Here is a 23,195-nt window from a genome sequence, read left to right as displayed (position 1 = left end):
GGTCCTCACCGTTCGTCATCGTCGGGGCTGCCGGGGGCGGCGGGTTCGTCGGGGCCGTCCAGCGCGGCGGCTTCGAGTTCGCTGAGCACCAGGTCCTCCACCAGGTCGGCCAGGGCGGCCACGGTGCGGGAGACCAGTACGTCGCGGGGGGTGAGCGTGACGCCGAAGGCGTCGTTGGCCCGGGAGGCGATCAGCAGGGCGCGCATGGAGTCGCCGCCCAGCTGGAAGAAGTCGTCGGTGGCGCCGACGGCGGTGCGCAGGGCCTCGGCCCAGATCTCCGCCACCGCCTCCTCGGTGGGGGTGCGGGGGGCCACCCGTCCGGCCGGCTCGGCCTCGGCCGGGTCGGGGGCGGGCAGGGCCGCGCGGTCGGTCTTGCCGCTCGCGGTGAGCGGGAAGCGCTCCAGCACCGCGAAGGCCGTGGGGACCATGGGGCCGGGCAGGGCGCGGGCGGCCAGGGCGCGCAGTTCGGCGGCGGTCGGCGGTTCGGCGCCGGGGGCGGCCAGCAGGTGGGCGACCAGCCGGGGCAGTCCGGGCTCGTCCTCCCGGATGCTCACCACCGCGTCCAGGACGGCCGGGTGGCGCGCCAGCACGGCCTCCACCTCGCCCGCCTCGATCCGGTGGCCGCGCAGCTTGAGCTGGTGGTCGGTGCGGCCCAGGTAGTGCAGTTCGCCGTGGCGGTCGCGGCGCACCAGGTCGCCGGTGCGGTACATCCGGCCGCCGGGCGGCCCGTACGGGTCGGCGGTGAAGCGGGCGGCGGTCAGCCCGGGGCGTCCGAGGTAGCCGCGGGCCAGGGCCGGTCCGCTCAGCCACAGTTCGCCGGGGACGCCGTCGGGCACCGGCCGCAGCCGGGCGTCCAGGACGTACGCGCCGGTGCCGGGCAGCGGGCGGCCGATCGGCGGGGCGGCGCCGTCGGCGGTGAGCGGCGCGGACCAGGTGGCGACGACGGTGGCCTCGGTGGGGCCGTAGGAGTTGACCATCCGGTGGTGCGGGGCCCAGCGGGCGACCAGGTCGGGGCCGCAGGCCTCCGCGCCGACGATCAGGGTCTTCAGCGCGGGCAGGCTGCCGGGGGTGTCGGCCGGCAGGGTGGCGAGGGCGGCGGGCGGCAGCAGGGTGTGGGTGATCCGCTCCGCCCGGAGCAGTCCGGCCAAGTGGGCGCCGAGCAGCGGTCCGGGCTCGGGCACCACCAGCCGGGCGCCGTGCGGCAGGGCCAGGCACAGTTCGAGCACGGAGGCGTCGAAGCTGGGGGTGGCGAAGGCCAGCACCCGGTCCCCCGGGGCCAGCTGGTAGTGGGCGGCCTCGGCGGCGGCGAAGGCGGCGAGGCCCCGGTGGGTGACCACGACGCCCTTCGGGGTGCCGGTGGAGCCGGAGGTGAAGATGACGTAGGCGGGGTCGTCCGGGTCGAGCGGGCGGGTGCGGTCGGCGTCGGTGGGGCGGTGGCCGGGGGCGCCGTCGGGGTCGGCGGCGAGCAGCTCGGCGACCTCCTTGGCGTCCAGGGTCAGCGCGGGCGCCGCGTCGCGCAGCATCGCCCCGATCCGCTCCTCCGGGTAGTGCGGGTCGACGGGGAGGAAGGCGGCGCCGGTCTTCGCCACCGCCAGTTCGGCGAGCACGGTGTCCGCCGAGCGGGGCAGCAGCAGGGCGACGGTCTCCCCGGGGCCGGCGCCGCGCGCGATCAGCCGGTGGGCGAGGCGGTTGGCGTGCGCCTCGGCCTCGGCGTAGGTCAGCTCCAGGCCGTCCGCGCTCAGCGCGACGGCCTCCGGCCACCGGTCCGCGGCGGCCTCGACCAGGGCGGGCAGGGTCGCCGGGGGCACCGGGGCGAGCGCCGGGCGGGCGGGGCCGTGCAGCAGCCGCTCCCGTTCGCCGGGCGGCAGCAGGTCGAGCCCGTCCAGCGGGGTGGCGCCGTCCGAGGCGGCCAGCGCGTTCAGGGTGTGCAGCAGCTGGTCGGCGAGCCGCCCGGCGGTCCGCCGGTCGAGGAAGCGCGGGTCGTGGCCGAGTTCCACGGCGAGCCGCTCGCCGGGCGAGACGACCACGGTGAGCGGGTAGTTGGTGGCCTCCCGGGCGTCCAGGTCGCGTACCAGCAGGCCGTACGCGCCGGCCGTGGCGTCGCCGACCGGGTAGTTCTCGAAGACCACCAGGCTGTCGAACAGCTCGGTGCCCGGCGGGACCTGACTCAGCCCGTGCATCCTGGCCAGCGGCAGGTGGTCGAAGCGGCGGTCCTCGGCCTGCTCCTCCTGGAGGGTGCGCAGCCAGTCGGCGCAGGGCTGCCGGCCGTCGACGGCGACCCGGGCGGGCAGGGTGGTGATGAACAGGCCGACGATGCCGTCGGAGCCGGCCAGGTCGGCGGGCCGGCCGGAGACGGTGGTGCCGAAGCAGACCCGCTGCTCCCCGCTCCAGCGCGACAGCAGCAGCGCCCAGGCGCCCTGCACCACGGTGTTGAGGGTGAGGCGGTGGCGGCGCGCGAACTCCTGGAGCCGCGCGGTCGCGGCCTCGTCCAGCCGGTGCGAGAGCCAGTCGCCGGAGCGGGCGGTGTCGCCCTGGGCGGGGCGGCGGTCGTAGGGCAGCGGGGTGGGGGCGGCGAGGTCGGCGAGCACGCCGCGCCAGTGCTCGACGGCGGCGCCGGTGTCGCGGGCGGCGAGCCAGCGGACGTACTCGGCGAAGGGGCGGCGCTCGGGCAGCTCGGGGCGCTCGCCCCGGGCGAGGGCGGCGTGGGCGGCCAGCACGTCGGCGAGGACGTGGAAGACGCTCCAGCCGTCCAGCAGCACGTGGTGGAAGGCCCAGACCACCCGGACCTGGTCCGGGCCGAGCCGGACCAGGTCGAGCCGCAGCAGCGGGGGCCGGTCCAGGACCAGCGGGCGGGCCCGCTGCTCGGCGAGCAGTTCCTCCAGCCGGGCGGCGCGCTCGGCCTCGCCCAGCTCGCTCCAGTCGTGCTCGGTGACCGGCAGTTGCGCCTGGCGGTGGACCACCTGGAGCGGCACCGGCACGTCGCGCAGCGCCACCGAGGTGCGCAGCACCGGGGTGCGGTCGACGACGTGCTGCCAGGCGGCGGCCAGCAGGCCCGGGTCGCGGGCGCCGTCCAGGACGAAGGTGATCTGCTCGACGTAGAGGCCGTGTTCGGCCTCGTCCAGGCCGTGCACCACCATGCCGGTCTGGGTGGGGGTGAGCGGCTGGATCTCCGTCACCTCCCGTCCGGTGCCGGCCAGCCGGTCGACGCCGGCCTGGTCGAGGCCGGCCAGCGGGAAGTCGGAGGGGGTGCGGCCGCCGGCGCCGGGTTCGGCGCAGTGGCGGACGAGCTCCCGCAGCTCGTCCAGCAGTTCGGCGGCCAGCCGGGCGACCGTCCCGCTGTGGTGCACCGCGCGGGAGTAGGACCAGGTGAAGGAGAGCCGGCCCTCGGCGACCAGGCCGAGCACGTCCAGCAGGTGGGGGCGGCGGGCGGTGCGGTCCATGCCGCCGGTGAGCGGGCCGGCCGGGGCGTGCAGCAGGCCGCCGGGGGTGGCGGTCCAGTCCTGCCGGCCCAGGTAGTTGAAGCCGATCCGCGGCAGCGCCAGGCCCGGCACCGGCTTGAGGTGGCGCAGGGCGCCGTGGCCGAGGCCGCCGCCGGGGACGGCGCGCAGGCTCTCCTTGACGGCCTTCAGGGCGGTGCCGGGGTCGGCGTCCGGGGGCACGTCCAGGGCGACGGGGTACATCGTGGTGAACCAGCCGACGGTGCGGGAGAGGTCGACGCCGTCGAAGGGCTCCTCGCGGCCGTGGCCCTCCAGGGCGACCAGCACCTTGTCCTGTCCGGTCCAGCGGGCCAGCACCCGGCCGAGGGCGCAGAGCAGGACGTCGTTGACCCGGGTGCGGTAGGCCTCCGGGACGTCCTGGAGCAGCCGGCGGGTGGACTCGGCGTCCAGGGCGAAGGTCAGCGACTCCTCGCTCTCCGCCGTATTGGCGCCGTCCAGGTCCACCGGCAGGTCGTCGTCCACCAGGCCCTGCCAGTACGGGAGTTCCGCGTCGAAGCCGCCGGCCGCGGTGTGCGCGGCGAGCCGTTCGGCCCAGGCCCGGAAGGAGGTGCTCTTGGCGCCGAGGTCGGGCCGCTCGCCCACGCCCAGCGCGCGGTGGGCGCGCTCCAGGTCCTCCAGCAGGATCCGCCAGGACACCGCGTCCACCACCAGGTGGTGCGCGGCCAGCAGCAGCACCGGGCGGGGGTCGTCGGCGAAGCGGCAGAGCGCGGCCCGCAGCAGCGGCCCGGCGGCCAGGTCGAAGCCCTCGGCCAGCCGCTCGCCGAGGTCCCGCAGGACGGTCGCGCGCTGCTCCCCCTCGGCGGCGGGCAGCTCGTGCGGACGCAGTTCGGGGGCCTGGCCGGGGGCGGTGCCGTGCTGGCGCCACCGGCCGTCGGCGAGCGGCTCGTAGCGCAGCCGCAGCGCGTCGTGGTGGTCCAGGACGGCGGCCAGCGCGGCCCGCAGGGTTTCCTCGTCGGTGTCCGGGGCGAGGGTGAAGGAGACGGACTGGGTGAGCCGGGCCGGGTCGCCGTCCAGGGTGTCCAGCAGCCAGTGCTGGACGGGGGTGAGCGGGGCCTCGCCGACCACCGCGCCCTGGTCGGCGGCGGGCTCGGGGCGCGGTGAGCGCTCGGCGGCGCGGGCGAGTTCGGCCAGGGTCTGGTGGGCGAACAGGTGCCGGGGGGTCAGCGCCAGGCCGTCCCGGCGGGCCGCCGAGACGATCTGGATGCCGAGGATGGAGTCCCCGCCGAGGGCGAAGTAGTTGTCGTCCGCGCTCACGTCGGGCACCCCGAGCACCTCGCGCCAGATGGCGGCGAGGACGCGCTCGGTGTCGGTGCGCGGGGGCCGGCCGGCCTCCGTCGCGGGCGCGGCCCACACCGGCTCGGGCAGGGCGCGCCGGTCCAGCTTGCCGGTGGCGCCGAGCGGCAGCCGCTCCAGCGGCACCACCAGGGCGGGCACCAGGTGGCCGGGGAGGGTGTCGCCGAGGAAGGCCCGCCACTCGGCCTGGTCAGGCAGGGCGCCGTCGCGCGGCACCGCGTAGCCCACCAGCCGCTTGTGGCCGTCCTGGTCGACCACCCGGGCGGCGGCCGCCGAGACCCGGGGGTGGCGGGCCAGCGCGGCCTCGACCTCGCCGAGTTCGATCCGGAAGCCGCGCACCTTGACCTGGTCGTCGGCGCGGCCGAGGTAGTCGAGGCCGCCGTCGGCGCTCCAGCGCACCCGGTCGCCGGTGCGGTACATCCGGGCGCCGGGCGGGCCGTACGGGTCGGGCAGGAAGCGGGCGGCGGTCAGGCCGGGGCGGTGCAGGTAGCCGCGGGCCACGCCGGTGCCGGCGAGGTACAGCTCCCCGGGCGCGCCGACGGGTACCGGGCGCAGCCGCTCGTCCAGGACGTAGGCCCGGGCGCCGCCGACCGGGCGGCCGATCGGCGGGTCGCGGTCCGGGTCGGCGGGGTCGCAGGTGTGGGCGGTGGCGTAGACGGTGGCCTCGGTGGGGCCGTAGACGTTCAGCACCCGGCAGCCGGGGACGGCCTCGCGGACCTGGCGCACGGTGCGGGCGGGCAGTGCCTCGCCGGCCAGCACCACGGTGTCCGCCGCGAGCCGCACGGCGCCGTCGGCGAGCAGTCCGCCGAGGGCCGAGGGCACCGCGCTGAGCAGGCCGGCCCGCCAGGGGCCGGGGCGCTCGGCCAGCGCCAGCAGGTCGCGCAGGAGTTCCACGCGGCCGCCGGAGAGCAGCGGCGCGAAGATCTCGAACACCGACACGTCGAAGTTGAGCGAGGTGGCGGCGAGCACGTGGGCCAGGCCGCCGTCGGCGAACTCGGCGGCGGCCCAGTCGGTCAGGGCGAGCACCGAGCTGTGGGCGACCACGACGCCCTTGGGGCGGCCGGTCGAGCCGGAGGTGTGGATGACGTACGCGGGGTGCTCCGGCCGCAGGGCGCCGTGCCGCTCCTCGTCGCGGACGGCGTCGGCGCGGGCGGCGGCCAGGCGCTCGCGGCAGGCCGGGTCGTCCAGCACGATCCGGGTGGACGGGCCGTCGGGCAGCCGGCCGGCGGTCGCCGTGCCGGTGACGACGGCGTCGGGCCGGACGTCCTCGAAGAGGTAGGCGATCCGCTCAGCCGGGTAGCCGGGGTCGACGGGCAGGTACGCGGCGCCGCTCTTGAGCACCGCGAGCAGTGCCACGGCGAGTTCGACGGTGCGGGGCAGCGCGAGCGCGACGAAGCGCTCGGGGCCGGCCCCGGCCGCGATCAGCAGCCGGGCCAGCCGGTTGGAGCGCTCGTCGAGCTCCCGGTAGGTCAGCTGCTCGTCGCCGGAGCGGACCGCCGGGGCGTCGGGGGTGCGGGCGGCCTGCCGGGCGAAGGCCTCGGGCAGGGTGCCGTCCGGTGCCTCGGTGACCGCCCCGCCGAGGCGGGCCACCAGTGCGCGCCCCTCGGCCGGGTCCAGCAGCGGCAGTTCGCCCACCGGCCGGTCGAGGCCGGCCGCCATTCCGGCGAGCAGGGTGTGCAGGCCCGCGCCGAGCCCCTCGACGGTGGCGGTGTCGAAGAGGGCCGGGTCGTGGTCCAGGCCGACCTCGATGGACTCGCCGGGGGCGACCACCACGCTGAGCGGGTAGCTGGTCGGCTCCAGCACCTGCTCGGTCTCCACGCCGAGGCCGTGCCGGGTCAGCGACTGGGCGTCGAAGGGGTAGTTCTCGAAGACCACCAGGCTGTCGAACAGGGCGGTGCCGCCGGGCAGTTCGCTCCAGCCCTGGAGCTGGGCCAGCGAGACGGCGTCGTGCCGGCGGGCCTCGGACTGGTGGTCCTGGACCTCCCGCAGCAGCTCCCGCAGCGGGCGCCGGGGGTCGATCCGCACCCGGGTCGGCAGGGCGTTGATGAACAGCCCCACCATCGAGGTGACGCCGGGGAGTTCGGCGGGCCGGCCGGAGACGATGGTGCCGAACACCACGTCGTCCCCGCCGCCGTAGCGGGAGAGCAGCAGCGCCCAGGCGCCCTGGAGCACGGTGTTGACGGTCAGCCCGGCCTGCCGGGCGGTGTCGCGCAGCCGCTCGGACAGCTCGGCGCCGAGGGCGACCCGCACCGAGGCCGAGGAGGAGGCGCGGTGGGCGCCGGCCGGACGGCGGTCCCGGGGCAGTTCGGTGGGGGCGGGGAAGCCGGCCAGGGTGTCGCGCCAGTACCGCTCGGCCTCCGCCCCGTCCTGGCCGGCCAGCCAGCGCAGGTAGTCGGCGTAGGGCGCCCGTTCGGCCGGAGCGGGGGCGCGTCCGGCGGTCAGGGCGGCGTAGCGCTCGCACACCTCGTCGAAGACCTGGGCGGCGCTCCAGCCGTCGAGCAGCACGTGGTGGAAGGTCCACACCACCCGGACCCGGGTCGGTGTCAGCCGGATCAGGGCGAGGCGCAGCAGCGGCGCGCCGCCGAGGTCGATGCCGGCCGCCCGGTCCTCGGCGAGCAGCCGGGCGGTGTCCCGCTCGACCTGTTCGGCGGGGCGGCCGGTCCAGTCGTGGTGGGCGACCGGGACGGCGGCCCGGTGCTGGACGACCTGGAGCGGTTCGGCGCCGTCCTGCCAGCTGAGCCGGGTGCGCAGGATCGCGTTGGCGTCGGCGGTCCGCTGCCAGGCCTCGGCCAGCGCGTGCGGGTCGGTGACCCCGTCCAGCACCAGCTGGACCTGGTTGACGTAGGTGTCGCCGTCCGGGTCGAGCAGGCTGTGGAAGAGCATCCCGGCCTGCATCGGGGTCAGCGGGTAGACGTCGGCGACGGCTCGGCCGTCCCCGGCGATCCGGTCCACGGCCGCCTGGTCGAGCCGGGCGAGCGGGAAGTCGGCGGGGGTGCGGCCGCCCGCGCCGGGCTCGGCGCAGTGGGCGACGATCTCCTCCAGGGCGCCCAGCATGGCGTGGGCGAGCCCGGTGACGGTGTCGGCGCGGTGCCGGCCGGCGCTGTAGTACCAGCCGATCTCCAGCTCGCCGTCCTCGACCCGGGCGACCACGTCCAGCAGGTGGGGGCGCTCGGTGCCGGGCGCCTCCGCGCCGCCGAGGCCGCCGGGGACGGCGCGGACCAGGGCGGCGCCGTCGGCGGACCAGTCGAAGCGGCCCAGGTAGTTGAAGGCGACGCCGGGGGCGGGCGCGTCGGCGAGCGACGCGTCCCGGGCGAGGTGGCGCAGCGCGCCGTACCCGAGGCCGCGGTCGGGCACCGCCCGCAGCTGCTCCTTGACGGCCTTCAGGGCGGTGCCCCAGTCCCCCGCCGGGACGTCGAGGGCGACGGGGAAGAGCGAGGTGAACCAGCCGACCGTGCGGGACAGGTCGAGGCCGTCGAACAGCCGGTCCTCGCGGCCGTGGCCCTCCAGGCCGACGGCGACGGTGCCGCGCCCGGTCCAGTCGGCGAGCACCCGGCCGAGCGCGGTGAGCAGCACGTCGTCGATCCGGGTGCGGTAGACCGCGGGGACCTGCCGCAGCAGGGCGTCGGTGCGGTCGCGGTCCAGCCGGACGGTCACCTCGCGCAGGTCGGCGGCGGTGTTGGTACCGTCGCCGTCCACCGGCAGCGGGGTGGCGCAGGCCCGGGCGGCGGCCGCCCAGTGGTCGCGCTGCCCGTCGAAGCCGCCGGCCGCGGTGTGCGCGGCCAGGCGGCGGGCCCACTCCCGGACGGAGCTGGTGCGGGCGGGCAGCCGCAGCGGGCGGCCCTCGACGGCCTGCCGGTAGGCGGTCTCCAGGTCCTCCAGCAGCACCCGCCAGGAGACGCCGTCGACCACCAGGTGGTGGACGGCCAGCAGCAGCCGGTCGGGGCGGTCCGCGTCGCCGCTGAACAGGCGGGCGGTGAGCAGCGGGCCGTCGGCCGGCCGGAAGGAGGCGTGGGCGGCCGCGGTCACCGCCTCCTCGGTGCCGTGGCCGTGGACCTCCAGCAGCTCGGGCGCGGCCTCCTCGGCGGGGGCGCAGTGCTGCCGCCAGGTGCCGTCCTCGGAGCGGGTGAAGCGGGAGCGCAGCGCGTCGTGATGGGCCCACAGGGCGGCCAGGGCGCGGCGCAGGGCCCGGGGGTCGACGGCGCCGGGGGCCTCCACCACCAGGGACTGGTCGAAGTGGTGGGCGTACGGCGGGTTCGGGTCGAGGAACCAGTGCTGGATCGGCGTCAGGCCGACCTCGCCGCCGACCGGTTCGGTGCCCGCGACGGTGACGGCGCTGCCGGCGGCCGCGGCCAGGGCGGCGACGGTGGGGTGCCGGAACAGGTCGCGCGGGGAGAGCGCGAGGCCGGCGGCGCGGGCCCGGGAGACGACCTGGATGCTCAGGATGGAGTCGCCGCCGAGCAGGAAGAAGTCGTCGTCCAGCCCGACCCGTCCGACCCCGAGCAGCTCGGCCCAGATCGCGGCGAGCAGGCGCTCGCGGTCGGTGCCGGGGGCGCGGTGGGGGCGGTCGCCGCCCGTCGACCAGTCGGGGGCGGGCAGCCGGCGGCGGTCCACCTTGCCGTTGGCGGTGAGCGGGAGTTCGGGCAGCGTGACGAAGGCCGCGGGCAGCATGTAGTCGGGCAGGTCGGCGGCCAGGTGGGCGCGCAGATCGGCGGCGGCGGGCGGCTCGGCGCCCTCGGCGGGCACCAGGTGGGCGGCCAGGCGCTTGCGTCCGGCGTCCTGGTGGAGCGAGACCACGGCCTCGGCGACGGCCGGGTGAGCGGTGAGCCGGGCCTCGATCTCGGCGGGTTCGATCCGGAAGCCGCGGATCTTGATCTGGTCGTCGGCGCGGCCGACGAAGTGCAGTTCACCGTCCGCGCTCCACCGGACGGTGTCGCCGGTGCGGTACATCCGGGCGCCGGGCGGGCCGAAGGGGTCGGCGAGGTAGCGGGCGGCGGTCTCACCGGGGCGGCCCGCGTAGCCGCGTGCGAGCCCGGCCCCGGCGATGTACAACTCACCGGTGATGCCCGGCGGTTGGGGCTGGAGCGCGCCGTCCAGGACGTACACCCGGGTGTTGTCCAGCGGGCGGCCGATCGGCAGCGTGGCGGGCAGTTCGTCGCCCTCGCGGAAGGCCCGGCGGGTGGCGAAGGTGGTGGTCTCGGTCGGCCCGTAGCCGTCGACCACGGTGAGGCCGGGGCAGGCCGCCAGGACCTTGCGGACGGCGGCGCCGGGCACCGCCTCGCCGCCGGTCCACACCTCGCGGGCGCCGCGCAGGCAGCCCGGGTCCTCCTGGGCGAGCAGCCGGAACAGCCCGGCGGTCAGCCACAGGCAGGTCACGCCCCGCTCGGTGACGGCGTGCCGGACGGCGGCGGCGTCCAGGTCCTCCGGCGGGGCGAGGACGGCGGTGCCGCCGCGCAGCAGCGGCACCCAGAGCTCGTAGGTGGCGGCGTCGAAGGCGTGCGGGGAGTGCACCAGCACCCGGTCGTGGCCGGTGAAGGCGCGGTCCAGGGCGAGCGCGGCGACGTCCCGGCGGCGCACCGCGATGCCCTTGGGGGTGCCGGTGGAGCCGGAGGTGAACATCAGGTACTGGACGTTGTCGGGGTGGACGGCCGCCGGGGGCGCGGCCGGCGCGCCGGTGCGGTCCGGCCGGTCGACGCGCAGCACCCGCTCGGCGGGGCGCAGTTCGGCGGCGGTGTCCGCCCAGCGGGCGTCGGTGAGCAGCAGCTCGGCGCCCGCCTCGGCCAGCATCCGGTGCAGCCGCTCGCGCGGCGCCCGGCCGTCCAGCGGCACGAAGACGCCGCCGGTGCGGACCAGTGCCAGCTGGGCGACGACCAGCTCGACGGAGCGCTCCATCAGCACCCCGACCGGCTGCTCCACCCGGACCGCGTGCGCGGCCAGGCGTCCGGCCAACTCGGCGGCCCGGGCGTCCAGTTCGCGGTAGGTCAGGTGCTCGTCGCCGGCCTCCAGGGCGACCGCCCCGGGGGTGCGGAGCACCTGCTCGGCGAACAGCTCGGCGATGTCGGCCGCGGGCTGCTCGGCGGCGGTGGCGTTCCAGTCGACCAGGACGCGGTGCCGCTCCTCGGCGGTCAGCAGCGGCAGCCGCGCGGGCGGGCGGTGGGCGCCGGCGGGCAGGCCGGTCAGCGCGGCGGTGAGCCGGCCGGCCAGCCGCCGCACGGTGGACTCGTCGAACAGCCGCGGGTCGTAGCAGAGCCGCAGGGACAGCTCCGGGCCGGGGTAGGCGAGCAGGGCGAGCGGGTAGTTGGTGGTCTCGATGCCGTCCAGGTCGCGCAGCCGCAGGCCGTGGGCGTCGGCCGCGTCCTCGTCGACCGGGTAGTTCTCGAAGACCACCAGGCTGTCGAACAGGCCGGTCTGCTCGGGCAGTCCGGTGCCGGCCCGCATCCGGGTGAGCGGGACGAAGCCGTACCGCCGGTCCTCGCTCTGCTCCCGCTGGAGGGCCTGGAGCCAGTCCAGCAGGGTCCCCTCGGCGGGCACCGTTGTGCGGGTCGGCAGGGTGGTGATGAACAGGCCGGTCATCGACTCGACGCCGGGCAGCTCGGGCGGCCGCCCGGAGGAGGTGGTGCCGTACACCACCTCGGCGCGCCCGGCCTGGCGGCCCAGCAGCACCGCCCAGGCGCCCTGGACCAGGGTGTTGAGGGTCAGTCCGGAGCCGCGCGCGAGGTCCTCCAGCGCCCTGGTCGCGGCGGCGGGCAGGGTGAACGGCACCGCCCGGGTGGACTCCGCGCGGTGGCTCTGCACCGGCTCGCGGTCGTACGGCAGCGGCGTCGCCTCCACCAGCCCGGCGAGGCGGGTGCGCCAGTGCCGTTCGGCCTCGGCGTGGTCGCGCCCGCCCAGCCAGGCCAGGTAGTCGCGGTAGGGCCGGCGCTCCGGCACGGTGCCGTACGGGACTTCCGCTCCGGGGGCGGCCAGGGCGGCGTGCACCGCGAAGACGTCCGAGAGCACCTGGAACAGGCTCCAGCCGTCCAGCACCAGGTGGTGGAACGACCAGAGCACCCGCACCCGGCTCTCCGAGAGGCGGATCAGCAGCAGCCGCTGGAGCGGAGCCCGCGCGAGGTCGAGGCCGCGGGCCCGGTCGCGGTCCAGCAGCTCGGCCAGCCGGGTGCGGCGCTCCTCCTCGGGCAGCGCGCGCCAGTCCAGGTGGCCGACCGGCACGGCCACCCGGCGGTGCACCACCAGCAGCGGCTCGGGCACCTCCTGCCAGCGGACGTGGGCGCGCAGCACCGCGGTGCGGTCGGTGACCCACTGCCAGGCCTCGGCGAGGCGGGCCGGGTCGGGCACCCCGTCGAGGACGAAGTCCAGCTGCTGGAAGTAGGCGCCGCTGTCCTCCTCGGCGAGGCCGTGGAAGAGCATGCCGGACTGGGTCGGGGTGAGCGGCAGGACGTCCTCCACCGCGCCCGGGTCGGCGCCGGTGATCCGGTCCACCGCCGGCTGGTCGAGCCGGACGAGCGGGAAGTCGGACGGGGTGCGCCCGGCGGCGCCGGGGGTGGTCGCGTGGCGGGCGAGGTCGGCCAGCTCTTCGGCGAAGCGCCGGGCCAGCGCCTCGACGGTGGCACTGCCGTGGACGGCGGCGGAGTGGAACCAGGTGAACTCCAGCGCGTCGCCGTCCAGTCGGCCGACCACCTCCAGCGGGTGGGGGCGCCCGACCGCCGGGTCGGCGTCCAGCTCCAGCGGCCGGAAGGTGCCGCGGAACAGCCCGTCCGGATCGTCCGGCAGGGCGATGCGGCCCAGGTAGTTGAAGCTGATCCGGGCGGCCGGCACCTCGGGCGCCGTACCGGGGCGGCCGAGGTGGCGCAGCGCCTCGAAGCCGAGGCCGCGCCGGGGGACGGCGCGCAGCTGCTCCTTGACCTGCTTGAGGACGGTGTCCCAGCCGGCCCCGGCGGGGACGGCCAGGGCGACGGGGTGGCGGGTGGTGAACCAGCCGACCGTACGGCCGAGGTCGAGGTCGGCGAACAGCTCCTCGCGCCCGTGGCCCTCGACGTCCACCACGACCCGCTCCAGCCCGCTCGCCCCGCACAGCGCCCGGCCCAGCGCGCTCAGCAGCACGTCGTTGGCCTGGGTGCGGTAGGTGTCGGGCAGGGTGCGCAGCAGGGCGGCGGTGTCGGCGGGACTCAGCCGGACGGTGACGGAGCGTTCGGTGGCGTAGCTGTCGGGGCCGTCGAACTCGGCGGGGAAGGGCTCGGCGGGGAACGGCTCGGCGGCGGGCTTCCCGGGCTCGTCGTCGGACTGCCCGGGCACGGCCTCGGCCCAGTACGCGGACTCGTCCTCGAAGCCGCCCGCGGCGGCGAAGGCGCTCAGCCGCTCGGTCCACTGCCGCAGCGGCGAGGACTTCGCCGGGAGGGCGGCCGCGCCGTCCCGGCCCTCGCGGCGGGCCCGGTACGCGGTGTCGAGGTCCTCCAGCAGCACCCGCCAGGAGACCCCGTCGACCACCAGGTGGTGGACGGCCAGGTGGAGGACCGGGGGCCGGCCGTCGGCGCGCTCGTGCAGGACGGCGCGCAGCAGCGGGGCGCCGCCGGCCAGGTCGTACGGCCCGAAGTGCGGGGTGTCCTGGTCGGGGCCGGTGTACCGGGCCAGGGTGGTGCGGGCCGTCGGCTCCTGGATCCGCCAGCGCACCGCGCCCGCGCCGTCCGGGGCGTCCTCCGGGGCCGTGAAGGCGGAGCACAGCGCGTCGTGGTGGGCGACCAGGTCGTTCAGGGCCTCCTCCAGCGCCGCCCGGTCGAGGTCGCCAGGCAGCAGCAGGGAGACGGCCTGGGCGAAGTGGCCGGCCCGGCCGGCGGCCCGCTCGAACCACCAGCGCTGGATCGGGGTCAACGCGGCCTCCCCGGTGGCGGCCACCGGCGCGGGCGCGGCGGGCGCCTCGGCGTCCTCCGCGGCCAGGGCGAGCGCGGCGACCGTCTGGTGGCGGTAGAGGTCCCGGGAGGTCACCGCCAGTCCGGCCTGCCGGGAGCGGGCCACCACCTGGATGCCGAGGATGGAGTCGCCGCCGAGGTCGAAGAAGTTGTCGTCGGCGCCGACCCGCTCCAGCCGCAGCACCTCGGCCCAGATGCCGGCCAGCGCGCGTTCGGCGGGGGTCCGGGGGGCGACGTGGCGGGGGGCGGCCGCGGCGGGGGCAGGGGCCGGGTCGGTCTCCCCGCCGCGGGGCTTCGCCCGCTCCTCGACCCGGCCGAGGTGCTCCAGTCCGCCGTCGGCGGTCCACCGCACCAGCTCCCCGGTGCCGTACATCGCCTCCCCCGGCGCGCCGTACGGGTCGGGGACGAGCCGCTCGTCCGGCTGCTCCGGGAGGTAGCCCGCGAGGTACAACTCGCCGGGCACCCCGACGGGTTGGGGGCGCCGAGCGCGGTCGAGGACGTGGACCCGGCTCCATCCGGACGGCCGGGCCGGGTCGGTGCCCGGGAGCTCCCGCGGCGGCTTCCGGGAGGCGAGCAGCGCGCGCTGCTCCTCCTCGGGGATCATCGGCAGTTCGGCGAGGGTGCGCCGCGGCCCGTCCGCCATCCCGGCCAGCAGCCGGTGCAGGTGGGCGGCCAGCGCGGTCACCGTCCGCCGGTCGAACAGGTCGGTGTCGTACTCGACCGTCAGCGTGCAGCCGCCGTCGGCCTCGTCGGGGGTGAACTCCAGCACCAGGTCGAAGCGGGCGGCCGGGCGGGGCAGCGGGTGGTCGGTGAAGCGCAGCCCGCCGGCGGGCGCCGGGGCGGCGGGGGTCTGCTGGACGACGGCGACCTGGACCAGCGGGGTGCGGCTGGGGTCGCGGGGCGGGGCCAGTTCCTCGACCACCCGGTCGAAGGGCACCTCGGCGTGGGCGAAGGCGTCCAGCAGGGTGGTGCGCATGGACTCCACGAAGCGGTCGACGGTGGCCTGCTCGTCCACGTCGCCGCGCAGCACCACGGTGTTGACGAAGAAGCCGGTCACCTCCTCCAGCTCGCGCCGCTCCCGCCCGTTGACGACGGTGCCGAGGGCCACGTCCCGCTGGCCGGAGTGGCGCGAGAGCAGCAGCGCGGACGCCCCGGCGAACAGGGTGAACACGGTGGTGCCGCGGCCCGCGGCGAGGTGGCGCAGCCGGTCGACCAGCTCGGCCGGGAGGTGGTGGCGGTGCGCCGCGCCGTGGCCGGCGCGCTCGGCGGGCCGGGGGCGGTCGGTGGGCAGCCGCAGGGTGGGCAGGCCGGCCAGGGTGCGCTTCCAGTAGGCGAGGTCGGGGGCGTGGTCGGCCGGGCGGTGCTGCTCCCAGTGGGCGTAGTCGGGGTACTGGAGGGCGGGGGCGGGCAGGCCGTCGGGTTCGCCGGTGGCCTCCGCCCGCAGGAGGGCGGCCAGTTCGCGGGTGAGGACGCCGACCGACCAGCCGTCGGTGACGATGTGGTGCTGCGCCAGCAGCAGCAGGTGCTCGTCGGCGGCGAGCCGGACCAGCAGCGCCCGGCTGAGCGGGCCCCGCGCCAGGTCGTAGGGCCGCTCCAGTTCCTCGGCGAGCAGGCGGTCGGCCGCCTCGGCGCGCTCGCCGGCGGGCAGGGCGCCGAGGTCCTCGGTGCGCAGCGGCAGGTCGGCCCGCTCGGCGACGTGCTGCTCGAGCCGCCCGTCGACGGCGGTGACGGTGGTGCGCAGCGCGTCGTGCCGGGCGGTGAGCCGCCGCAGGGCCCGGCCGAGGGCCTCCCGGTCGAGGTCGCCGTGCAGCCGCAGGGCGACGCCGGTGTGGTTGCCGGTGCCGCCGGTGGCGAGGTCCTCCAGGAACCAGAGCCGGCGCTGGGCGCTGGAGAGCGGCAGCGGCTCCCCGCGCGGGGCGGGCGGGACGGGCCCGGTGGGCGCGGCGGCGGCCGGCCGGTCGAGCAGCGGCGCGAGGGCGGCGACGGTGCGGGCGGTGAAGACGTCCCGCAGGGTGAGCCGGACGCCGAGGCGCTCGGTGATCCGGGCCAGGGTGCGGGCGGCGAGGACGGAGTCGCCGCCGAGGTCGAAGAAGTCGTCCTCGGCTCCCACCGCGTCGAGGCCGAGGACCTCGGCCCAGACGGCGGCCAGGGCGCGCTCCCGTTCGGTGCGCGGGGCGAGCCCGCCGGCGGCGCCCTGCCGGGCGGGCGCGGGCAGCGCCCGCTGGTCGATCTTGAGCTGCGGGGTGAGCGGGAAGGCGGGCAGCACGACGACGACGGCGGGCACCAGGTGGGCGGGCAGCGCGGCGGCCAGGGCGGTGCGCAGCGCGGCCGGGTCCGGGGGCAGTTCCGGGTCGGCGGGCGTGGCGTAGCCGACCAGCCGGGTGTGGCCCGGTTCGTCCTCGCGGACCACGACGACGGCCTGGTCGACGGCGGAGTGGGCGCGCAGCGCGGCCTCGATCTCGCCCGGCTCGATCCGGAAGCCGCGGACCTTGACCTGCCGGTCGAGCCGGCCGAGGAACTCCAGCTCCCCGTCGGCGGTGAACCGGGCCCGGTCGCCGGTGCGGTAGAGCCGGGCGCCGGGCGGGCCGAAGGGGTCGGCGACGAAGCGGGCGGCGGTCAGGCCGGGGCGGCCGAGGTAGCCGCGGGCGACGCCCTCGCCGCCGAGGTACAGCTCGCCGTCGGTGCCGGGCGGTTGGGGCCGCATGGCCTCGTCGAGCACGTACACCCGGGCGTGCGGCAGGGCGCCGCCGATGGTGGGCGCGCCGGTGCCGGCGGTGAGCGGGCCGGTCCAGGTGGCGACGATGGTGGCCTCGGTGGGGCCGTAGGAGTTGACCATGCGCCGGCCGGGCGCCCAGCGGTCGACCAGCTCGGCGGAGCAGGCCTCGGCCCCGACGATCAGGGTGCGCAGGTGGCGGCCCGCGCCGGCCGGGACGGTGGCCAGGGCCGCGGGCGGGATCAGGGTGTGGGTGATGCGCTGCCCGTCCAGGACGGCGGCGAGCTCCTCGCCGAGCCAGGGGCCGTCCGGGGGGATCACCAGGGTGGCGCCGGTGAGGACGGAGACGAACAGTTCCAGGACGGAGGCGTCGAAGCTGGGCGAGGAGAACTGGAGCACCCGGTCGCCCGGCCCGACCGCGTAGTTCTCGACGGCCGCCGCCGTGAAGCCGGCGATCCCCCGGTGGGTGACGACCACGCCCTTGGGCGTCCCGGTGGAGCCCGAGGTGTAGATCACGTACGCCGGGTGGTCGGTGCCGTCGGCGGACGGGAGGTCCGTGTGGTCCCGGTCCTCGGGGCGCTCCGTCTCCAGGGCCGCGCGGACGGCGGCCGGGTCGTCCAGGACGAGCGCGGGGGCGGCGTCGGCGAGCATCAGCGCCCGCCGCTCGGCGGGGTAGCCCGGGTCGACGGGCAGGAAGGCGGCGCCCGCCCGGACGACGGCCAGCTCGGCGGCGACCAGCTCCATGGAGCGCGGCAGGACCAGGGCCACCGTCCGCTCCGGCCCGGCGCCGCGCCGGCGCAGGTCGCGGGCCAGCCGCTCGACGCGCTCGGCCAGGTCGCGGTACGTCCAGCTGCGCCGCCCGTCGGTCAGCGCGGGCGCGTGCGGCGTGCGGGCCGCCTGGGCGGCGAACAGGGCGTCCAGGGTCCGGGGCGCCGCCGACGGTGCGGTGTTGCCACCGGCCGGCGCCTGCGGCGGAGCGGTCGGGCGCACGGGCTGGGCAGGCCGGTCGGCCATGGCGGAAGGTCCTTCCGAGGGGGGCGACGACGAGGGCGGCGGGGCAGGCGGTGGCCGGCCCTCGGCCCCGGGGAACGGTGCGGGGTGTCGGTGCAGGGGTGGGCGTACGGCGGCCGGGCCGGTCGGCTCAGTCGGCGGCGGCCCGGCGGGCGGTGCGCCCGGAGACCTGCACCCGGTCGATCCGGCCGGTGGCCGGGTCCCGGTGGAAGCGCCCGCCGGGTTCGGGGCGCCCGGTGTCGGGGGCGATCAGGTCGTAGGAGAGGTCGGCGTAGCAGCGCAGCGGGATCGGGAGGTCGCCGTCGACCGAGAGGGTGGCCGGTCCGGCGCCGGCCGGCTCGACCCGGTAGCGGATGGCGCCGTTGCGGTAGTCGCCCGCGCACTCGGCCAGGGTCGCCGGGGCGGCGAGCAGCACCGGTCCGCCCGCGCCGACCGGTTCGATCCCCGCGGGCACCCGCACTCCGGCCAACTCCTCCAGCTCTGACGCGAGTTCGCGCCAGAGGGCGGTGGCGGCGCCGGCGTTGCCGGTGAAGGCGACCACGAGGCCGCTGTCCGGGTCGGCCCGCAGGTGGCAGGAGGTGCCCATGGCGTTGCCGTCGTGGCCGCACCACAGCCGCCCGTCCTGCCGGTAGAGCGCCGCGCCGGCGCCCCAGCCGTCGGCGAGCGCTCCCGGCCGGGCGCCGGGCTCCGGGCGGCGCATCAGCTCGGCGGTGTCCGGGGGCAGCACCTTGGCGCGGCCGACCAGGGCGGCGCCGAGCGCGGCGAGGTCCGCGGCGCTGGCCAGCAGGGCGCCGGCCGGGGCCTCCAGTGGGGCCAGGTTCTGCCGGACGGCCCGGGGCAGGCCGGTCGCGGCGTTGAGCGCGTGCCCGGCGGCGACCGGCCGTCCGGGGGCGGCGGTGTCGACGAACACCGGCCCGGTGCCGAAGGGTTCGAGCAGCAGGGCACGCACCGCCTCGTGCCAGGGCATCCCGGTCACCGTCTCGACCAGGCGCCCGGCGGCGACGTAGCCGGCGTTGGAGTAGGAGAAGTCCGTCCCGGGCGGGAACAGCGCGTCCGGGGCGGTGCAGACGGCGGACAGGTAGCGGGTCGCGGTGGTGCGGGCGGCGGCGTCGGAGTCCGGTCCGGTGGGCAGTCCGCCGGTGTGGCTCAGCAGCTGACGAATCGTTACTTCAGGCAGCTGCCGGAGCTCCGGGAGGTGCTCGGCGGCCGGCTCGTCGAGGTCGAGGTCGCCGTCGTCGGCGAGCAGCATCACCAGGGCGGCCGTGTAGGGCTTGGTGAGCGATCCGACCGGAACGGCGGTGTCCTCGGTGAACGGTGCCCCGGTGCCGGTGTCGGCCACCCCGGTGTGCAGGACGACGGCCTCCGGGCCGGTGTCCAGCACCAGTTGGGCGCCGGGCACCCGGTGGGCGCGAGCGAGCGTGTCGAGCCGGTGCTGCAGCTCGCCGCGCAGGAGGAGCGGCGACCGCTCGCGGGCGGGCGCCGGACTGGCGTACGGCATGGCGGAACTCCCGTTGACTGGATCTCGGGTGCGGGCGCGCCGGGCGCCCGCGGTGGAATCGCGGATTGGGAGGCGGCACAGCGGGAATTCCCGGCCGTCGTCGCCTGCTTCAGGACGCGCGGGAACGGAGGGAATCGGCGTCGGCCCGGCCGGCGGAGGCCGTCCGGCCCCGGGAACGGGAATCCCCGGACGCCCGCGGCCGGGCACCGCACCCGCCCTCGCGGAGCCGTTCCGCGGTCGCGTCGGCGCGCCCGGACCGGGCGGTGCGAATACGATCCGGATTTCCCTCCGCGCGATGAACGGCGGACCGGATCGCGGTGAACCGCGAGCCTCCGAATACTCTTACCCCGCCGGCACGTTCGAACAGAAAACCGTCCCCCGGCGGCCGGCCGCTCTCCCGGCCCCCACCTGCGCAACGGCCGTACCCGGCATGCCCATTCCCCCTTTTGGCGATCCACCCCCGCAACCGCCGCGCGGAACGCGCCGACACGGTCGGGGAGTCGCACAATCCCTGTCGTCCCGAACGTCCGGACGACGAACGCGCAACAGTCTTCACGGCGGGTCAGCCGCTCGCAACCCCTTCCGATTGAACGGAGAGCGACCGCCGTCGGTAATCGGAACGCCAAAATCCCAGGTGCGACTCCCGGCCGCGCCCGGAACGCCCGAGAACGGGCGCGAATTCTTTGGCCGAAAATATAAGGTTCGGATCCCACCAGCCACTCGAACAGTCATTCGTCGAAATAGCCGAGTGATTTACCGGGCGCCTGTGACGAATGTGGTGACTGTGATGCCTGGGATTGCTGTGCCGGAATGCGACGGAATTCGCCGGGCGGGCCGCGAGTGGCACTGCCCGGGGCCCGAGCGCCCGGGCCCCGGCCGACCGGCCCCCCACCGGCCGGTCACCCGGGCACCGGCGCGGCTACCACCAGTGCGGCGGCGGCCCCTGCGAGCCCGCCGGGTACTCGTCCAGCGGGACGAGCCCCCGCTCCCAGGCGGCCAGCACCGGTTCGAGCACCCGCCAGGCCTCCTCGGCCTCGTCGCCGCGGATGGACAGCGCCGGATCGCCGTTCAGGACGTCCAGCAGCAGCCGCCCGTACGCGGGCAGGTCCTGCGGCTCCATCCGCGCGGTCAGCGAGAGCGGGACGAGCTCGTGGGCGTGGGCGCCGATGCCGGTCAGGTCCAGGGCAAGCCCCTCCGGCTCCAGCTCGAACCGCAGCACGTTGGGCCGGGCCTCCCCGCCGGGGCCCTTCCCGCCGGGGCCCTTCCCGCCGTGGCTCTTCCCGCCGGGGCCGAACGGCAGGTGGGGCACCGGGCGGAAGTGCACCGCGACCTCCTTGCGGTCCGCCCCCAGGGCCTTGCCGCTGCGCAGCCGGAACCGCGTCCCGGCCCACCGCCAGCTGTCCAGCTCCAGTTCCACCTCGGCGAAGGTCTCGGTGCCGCGCGCCGGGTCCACGCCCTCCTCCTCGGCGTACGCGGGGACGTCCCGGTCCCCGATCCGGCCCGGCAGGTAGCGGGCCCGCCGGGTGCGGTGCACCACGTCGTGCTCGGTCAGCGGCCGTACGGAGCGCAGCACGTCCACCTTCCGGTCGCGCAGGTCCCGTTCGCCGAGCGTGAGCGGCGGTTCCATGGCCACCAGGCAGAGCAGTTGCAGCAGGTGGTTCTGGACCATGTCCTTGAGCGCCCCGACCCGGTCGTAGTACCCGGCCCGGCCCTCCAGCGCCAGCGTCTCGTCCCAGGTGATGTCCACCTCGGCGATGTGGGTGCTGTTCCAGAGGGGTTCGAGCACCCGGTTGGCCAGCCGGCTGCCGAGGACGTTCTGGACGGTCGTCATGGCCAGGAAGTGGTCGACCCGGAACACCGCCCGCTCCGGCAGGAGTTCGGCGAGCAGCCGGTTCAACTCCCGCGCGCCGGCCAGGTCCTCGCCGAACGGCTTCTCCAGGACGATCCGGCTGCCCTCCGGCAGGCCCGCCGCGTGCAGGGCGGTGACCGCGGCGGGGAAGAGCGCCGGCGGGAGGGCCAGGTAGACGGCCACCGGCCCCTCTCCGGCGACGACCGCGGCCACGTCGGCGGGGTCGGTGACGTCGGCCCGCCGGTAGTCGAGGGCGGACACCACCGCCTCCCCGGCCCCGGCCGGGAGGGCGCCGCCGTGCCGGTCGAGCCGCTCCGCGGCCCATGCCCGGTACCGCCCGGTGTCCCAGTCCTCCCGGCTCGCCCCGGTCACCCGGAGCGCGTCGCCGGTGTGCCCCGCCGCCCGCAGCGCGGCCAGCGCCGGCAGCAGGAAGCGGGCGCTGAGGTCCCCGGTCGCGCCGAGGATCGCGAGCCGGTCGATCATGCCCGTCCCCCCGCCCTCGCCCGGGCCAGGTTCACGCCGCTGGAGATGATCCCGATGTGGCTGAACGCCTGGGGGAAGTTGCCCATGAACTCTCCTGTGGAGGGGTCGATCTGCTCGGACACCAGCCCCAGCGGGCTCGCCCGGGAGCACAGCGAGGCGTACAGCTCGCCGGCCTCGTCGGTCCGGCCCTGGCCGACCAGGTTGTCGACCAGCCAGAAGCTGCACAGCACGAAGGCGCCCTCGTCGCCCGGCAGCCCGTCCGGGGACTCCTCGTGCAGGTAGCGGTAGAGCAGCCCGCCGCCCGCCGACAGGCGCTCGGCGACGGCCGCGGCGGTCGCCACCATCCGCGGGTGGTCGGCCGGCACCACCCGGCGCAGCGGGAGCGCGAGCAGGCTCGCGTCCAGCGTGCCGCCGCCGTCCAGGTGGGCGCTGAGGGTCTTGGCGTCCTCGTCCCAGGACTGCTCCAGGACGAGCCGGCGCAACTCCTCGGCCGAGGCGCGCCAGCGGTCCGGCCCGTCGGACCGGCCGAGCCGCTCGCCGATCCGGGCGGCCCGGTCCAGGGCCACCTGGCACAGGCCCGCCGAGTACGTGAACACCCGGCCCTCGCTGCGCACTTCCCAGATGCCCTGGTCCGGCTCCCGCCAGGCCTGCCGGGCGGCGTCGGCCAGCTCGGCCAGGCCGGCCCAGAGCGCGGGCTGGATCTCGCCGCCGGAGCGCAGCCACTGGTGGGCGCAGTCCAGGATCTCGCCGTAGACGTCGTGCTGGCGCTGGTCGGTCGCGCCGTTGCCCCAGCGCACCGGGGCCGAGCCCTGGTAGCCCTCCAGTTCGCCGTCCACGACCTCGTCCGGCACCGGGCCGCCGCGCAGGTCGTACATGATCCGGGGCCGCCGGCTGGTCTCGAAGGCGTCCAGGACCCAGCCGAGGAAGGCGTCGGCCTCGCCGCCGAAGCCGATCCGGCGCAGGGCGAACACGGCGAACGCCGCGTCGCGGATCCAGCTGTAGCGGTAGTCCCAGTTGCGGATCCCGCCGATCGGCGCGGGCAGCGAGGAGGTGGGGGCGGCGACCAGCGAGCCGTTGGCCCAGTCGTCGCAGAGCTTCAGCGTGATCGCGGCCCGCCGGACCAGGGGCTCCTGGGGGCCGTCGTACGCGAAGTGCCCCATCCAGCGGCGCCAGGCCTCGGCGGTGGCCTTCAGCGTCGCGTCGGTGTCGAAGCGGTGGTGGCGGTGGAAGCGGCCCCAGGAGAGCACCAGGTCCAGGCGTTCGCCCTGCCGCAGTTCGTAAGTGCTGTGCAGACCGGTCAGCGGGCGGTTGGAGCGCAGGTGCAGCCGCAGGTCCGGGCGCCGGTGCGGGCGCACCTCCAGTCCGCTGAACAGGGCGCGGGCCTGCGCGCCGCCGCGCGGCTCCAGCTCCGCCCGCAGCCGGACCGTCCCGTCCAGCACCACGGCCGAGCGCACGAGTTCGCCCCGGTCGGCCGGCGCGTCGTCGGTGAGGTCGGCGCCGGAGCGCAGGGTCAGCGCGTCGGTGACGCGCACCAGGCCGGTGGGGCCGCGCAGTTCGGTGACCAGCACGCCGGTGTCCGGTTCGTAGCGCTGCCTGGCCTCCACCAGGCCCTCCGGGGCGAGGGTGAAGTGCCCGCCCCGGGCGTGGTCCAGCAGGCCGCAGAACAGCGGCTCGGAGTCGAACCGGGGCAGGCACAGCCACGGGACGGCGCCGTCCAGGCCGACCAGCGCGGCCGTCGCGCCGTTGCCGATCAGGCCGAGGTCCTCCAGCGGCGGGTACCCGTTCCGGCGGCGGACCGGCCGGAACGGTGGGTCGGGGTCGTACATGCCGCCTCGCTTCCGCAGCGCCAAGGGGGGTGGTCGAAGGGGCGTCGTCCCGGTGCGGACCGCCGGGCCGACGGCGACCCGGCCGCGCGGCCAACGGCTCCCACGTTCCCGGGGATCGGGCCGGT

General features: G+C 77.1%; 4 protein-coding genes. All 4 read right to left on the bottom strand.

The window, feature by feature from the left end:
• Positions 1 to 5: 5 nt before the first annotated feature.
• The 4 genes from ACFY4B_RS38535 to ACFY4B_RS38520 all read right to left on the bottom strand — a co-directional run bounded on the left by ACFY4B_RS38535 (position 6) and on the right by ACFY4B_RS38520 (position 23,070).
• Positions 6 to 17,417: a non-ribosomal peptide synthase/polyketide synthase gene (locus ACFY4B_RS38535; RefSeq protein ID WP_387975871.1), complete on the bottom strand. Its 17,412-nt coding sequence runs from the start codon at positions 17,415 to 17,417 to the stop codon at positions 6 to 8.
• Positions 17,418 to 17,544: 127 nt separating this feature from the next.
• The gene (locus ACFY4B_RS38530; protein ID WP_387975868.1) at positions 17,545 to 18,912 is read right to left on the bottom strand and encodes a serine hydrolase domain-containing protein; all 1,368 of its coding nucleotides are present in this window, start codon (positions 18,910 to 18,912) and stop codon (positions 17,545 to 17,547) included.
• Between the two features lie 919 nt (positions 18,913 to 19,831).
• On the bottom strand, positions 19,832 to 21,244 hold the full coding sequence (locus ACFY4B_RS38525) for a glucose-6-phosphate dehydrogenase (RefSeq protein ID WP_387975865.1): 1,413 nt from the start codon (positions 21,242 to 21,244) through the stop codon (positions 19,832 to 19,834).
• Positions 21,241 to 23,070: a glycoside hydrolase family 15 protein gene (locus ACFY4B_RS38520; RefSeq protein WP_387975862.1), complete on the bottom strand. Its 1,830-nt coding sequence runs from the start codon at positions 23,068 to 23,070 to the stop codon at positions 21,241 to 21,243. The genes ACFY4B_RS38525 and ACFY4B_RS38520 overlap by 4 nt, the downstream gene beginning before the upstream one ends.
• Positions 23,071 to 23,195 lie beyond the last annotated feature (125 nt).

Source organism: Kitasatospora sp. NPDC001261, from assembly GCF_042896795.1.
Classification (GTDB): domain Bacteria; phylum Actinomycetota; class Actinomycetes; order Streptomycetales; family Streptomycetaceae; genus Kitasatospora.
The sequence above is the reverse complement of the archived record's forward strand: the minus strand, read 5'-3'. Positions and strand labels throughout refer to the sequence as shown.

Bases quoted from the DNA above. Each gene is read 5' to 3' on its own strand.
- ACFY4B_RS38535 (WP_387975871.1), bottom strand. From the start codon at position 17,417: ATGGCCGACCGGCCTGCCCAGCCCGTGCGCCCGACCGCTCCGCCGCAG.
- ACFY4B_RS38530 (WP_387975868.1), bottom strand. From the start codon at position 18,912: ATGCCGTACGCCAGTCCGGCGCCCGCCCGCGAGCGGTCGCCGCTCCTC.
- ACFY4B_RS38525 (WP_387975865.1), bottom strand. From the start codon at position 21,244: ATGATCGACCGGCTCGCGATCCTCGGCGCGACCGGGGACCTCAGCGCC.
- ACFY4B_RS38520 (WP_387975862.1), bottom strand. From the start codon at position 23,070: ATGTACGACCCCGACCCACCGTTCCGGCCGGTCCGCCGCCGGAACGGG.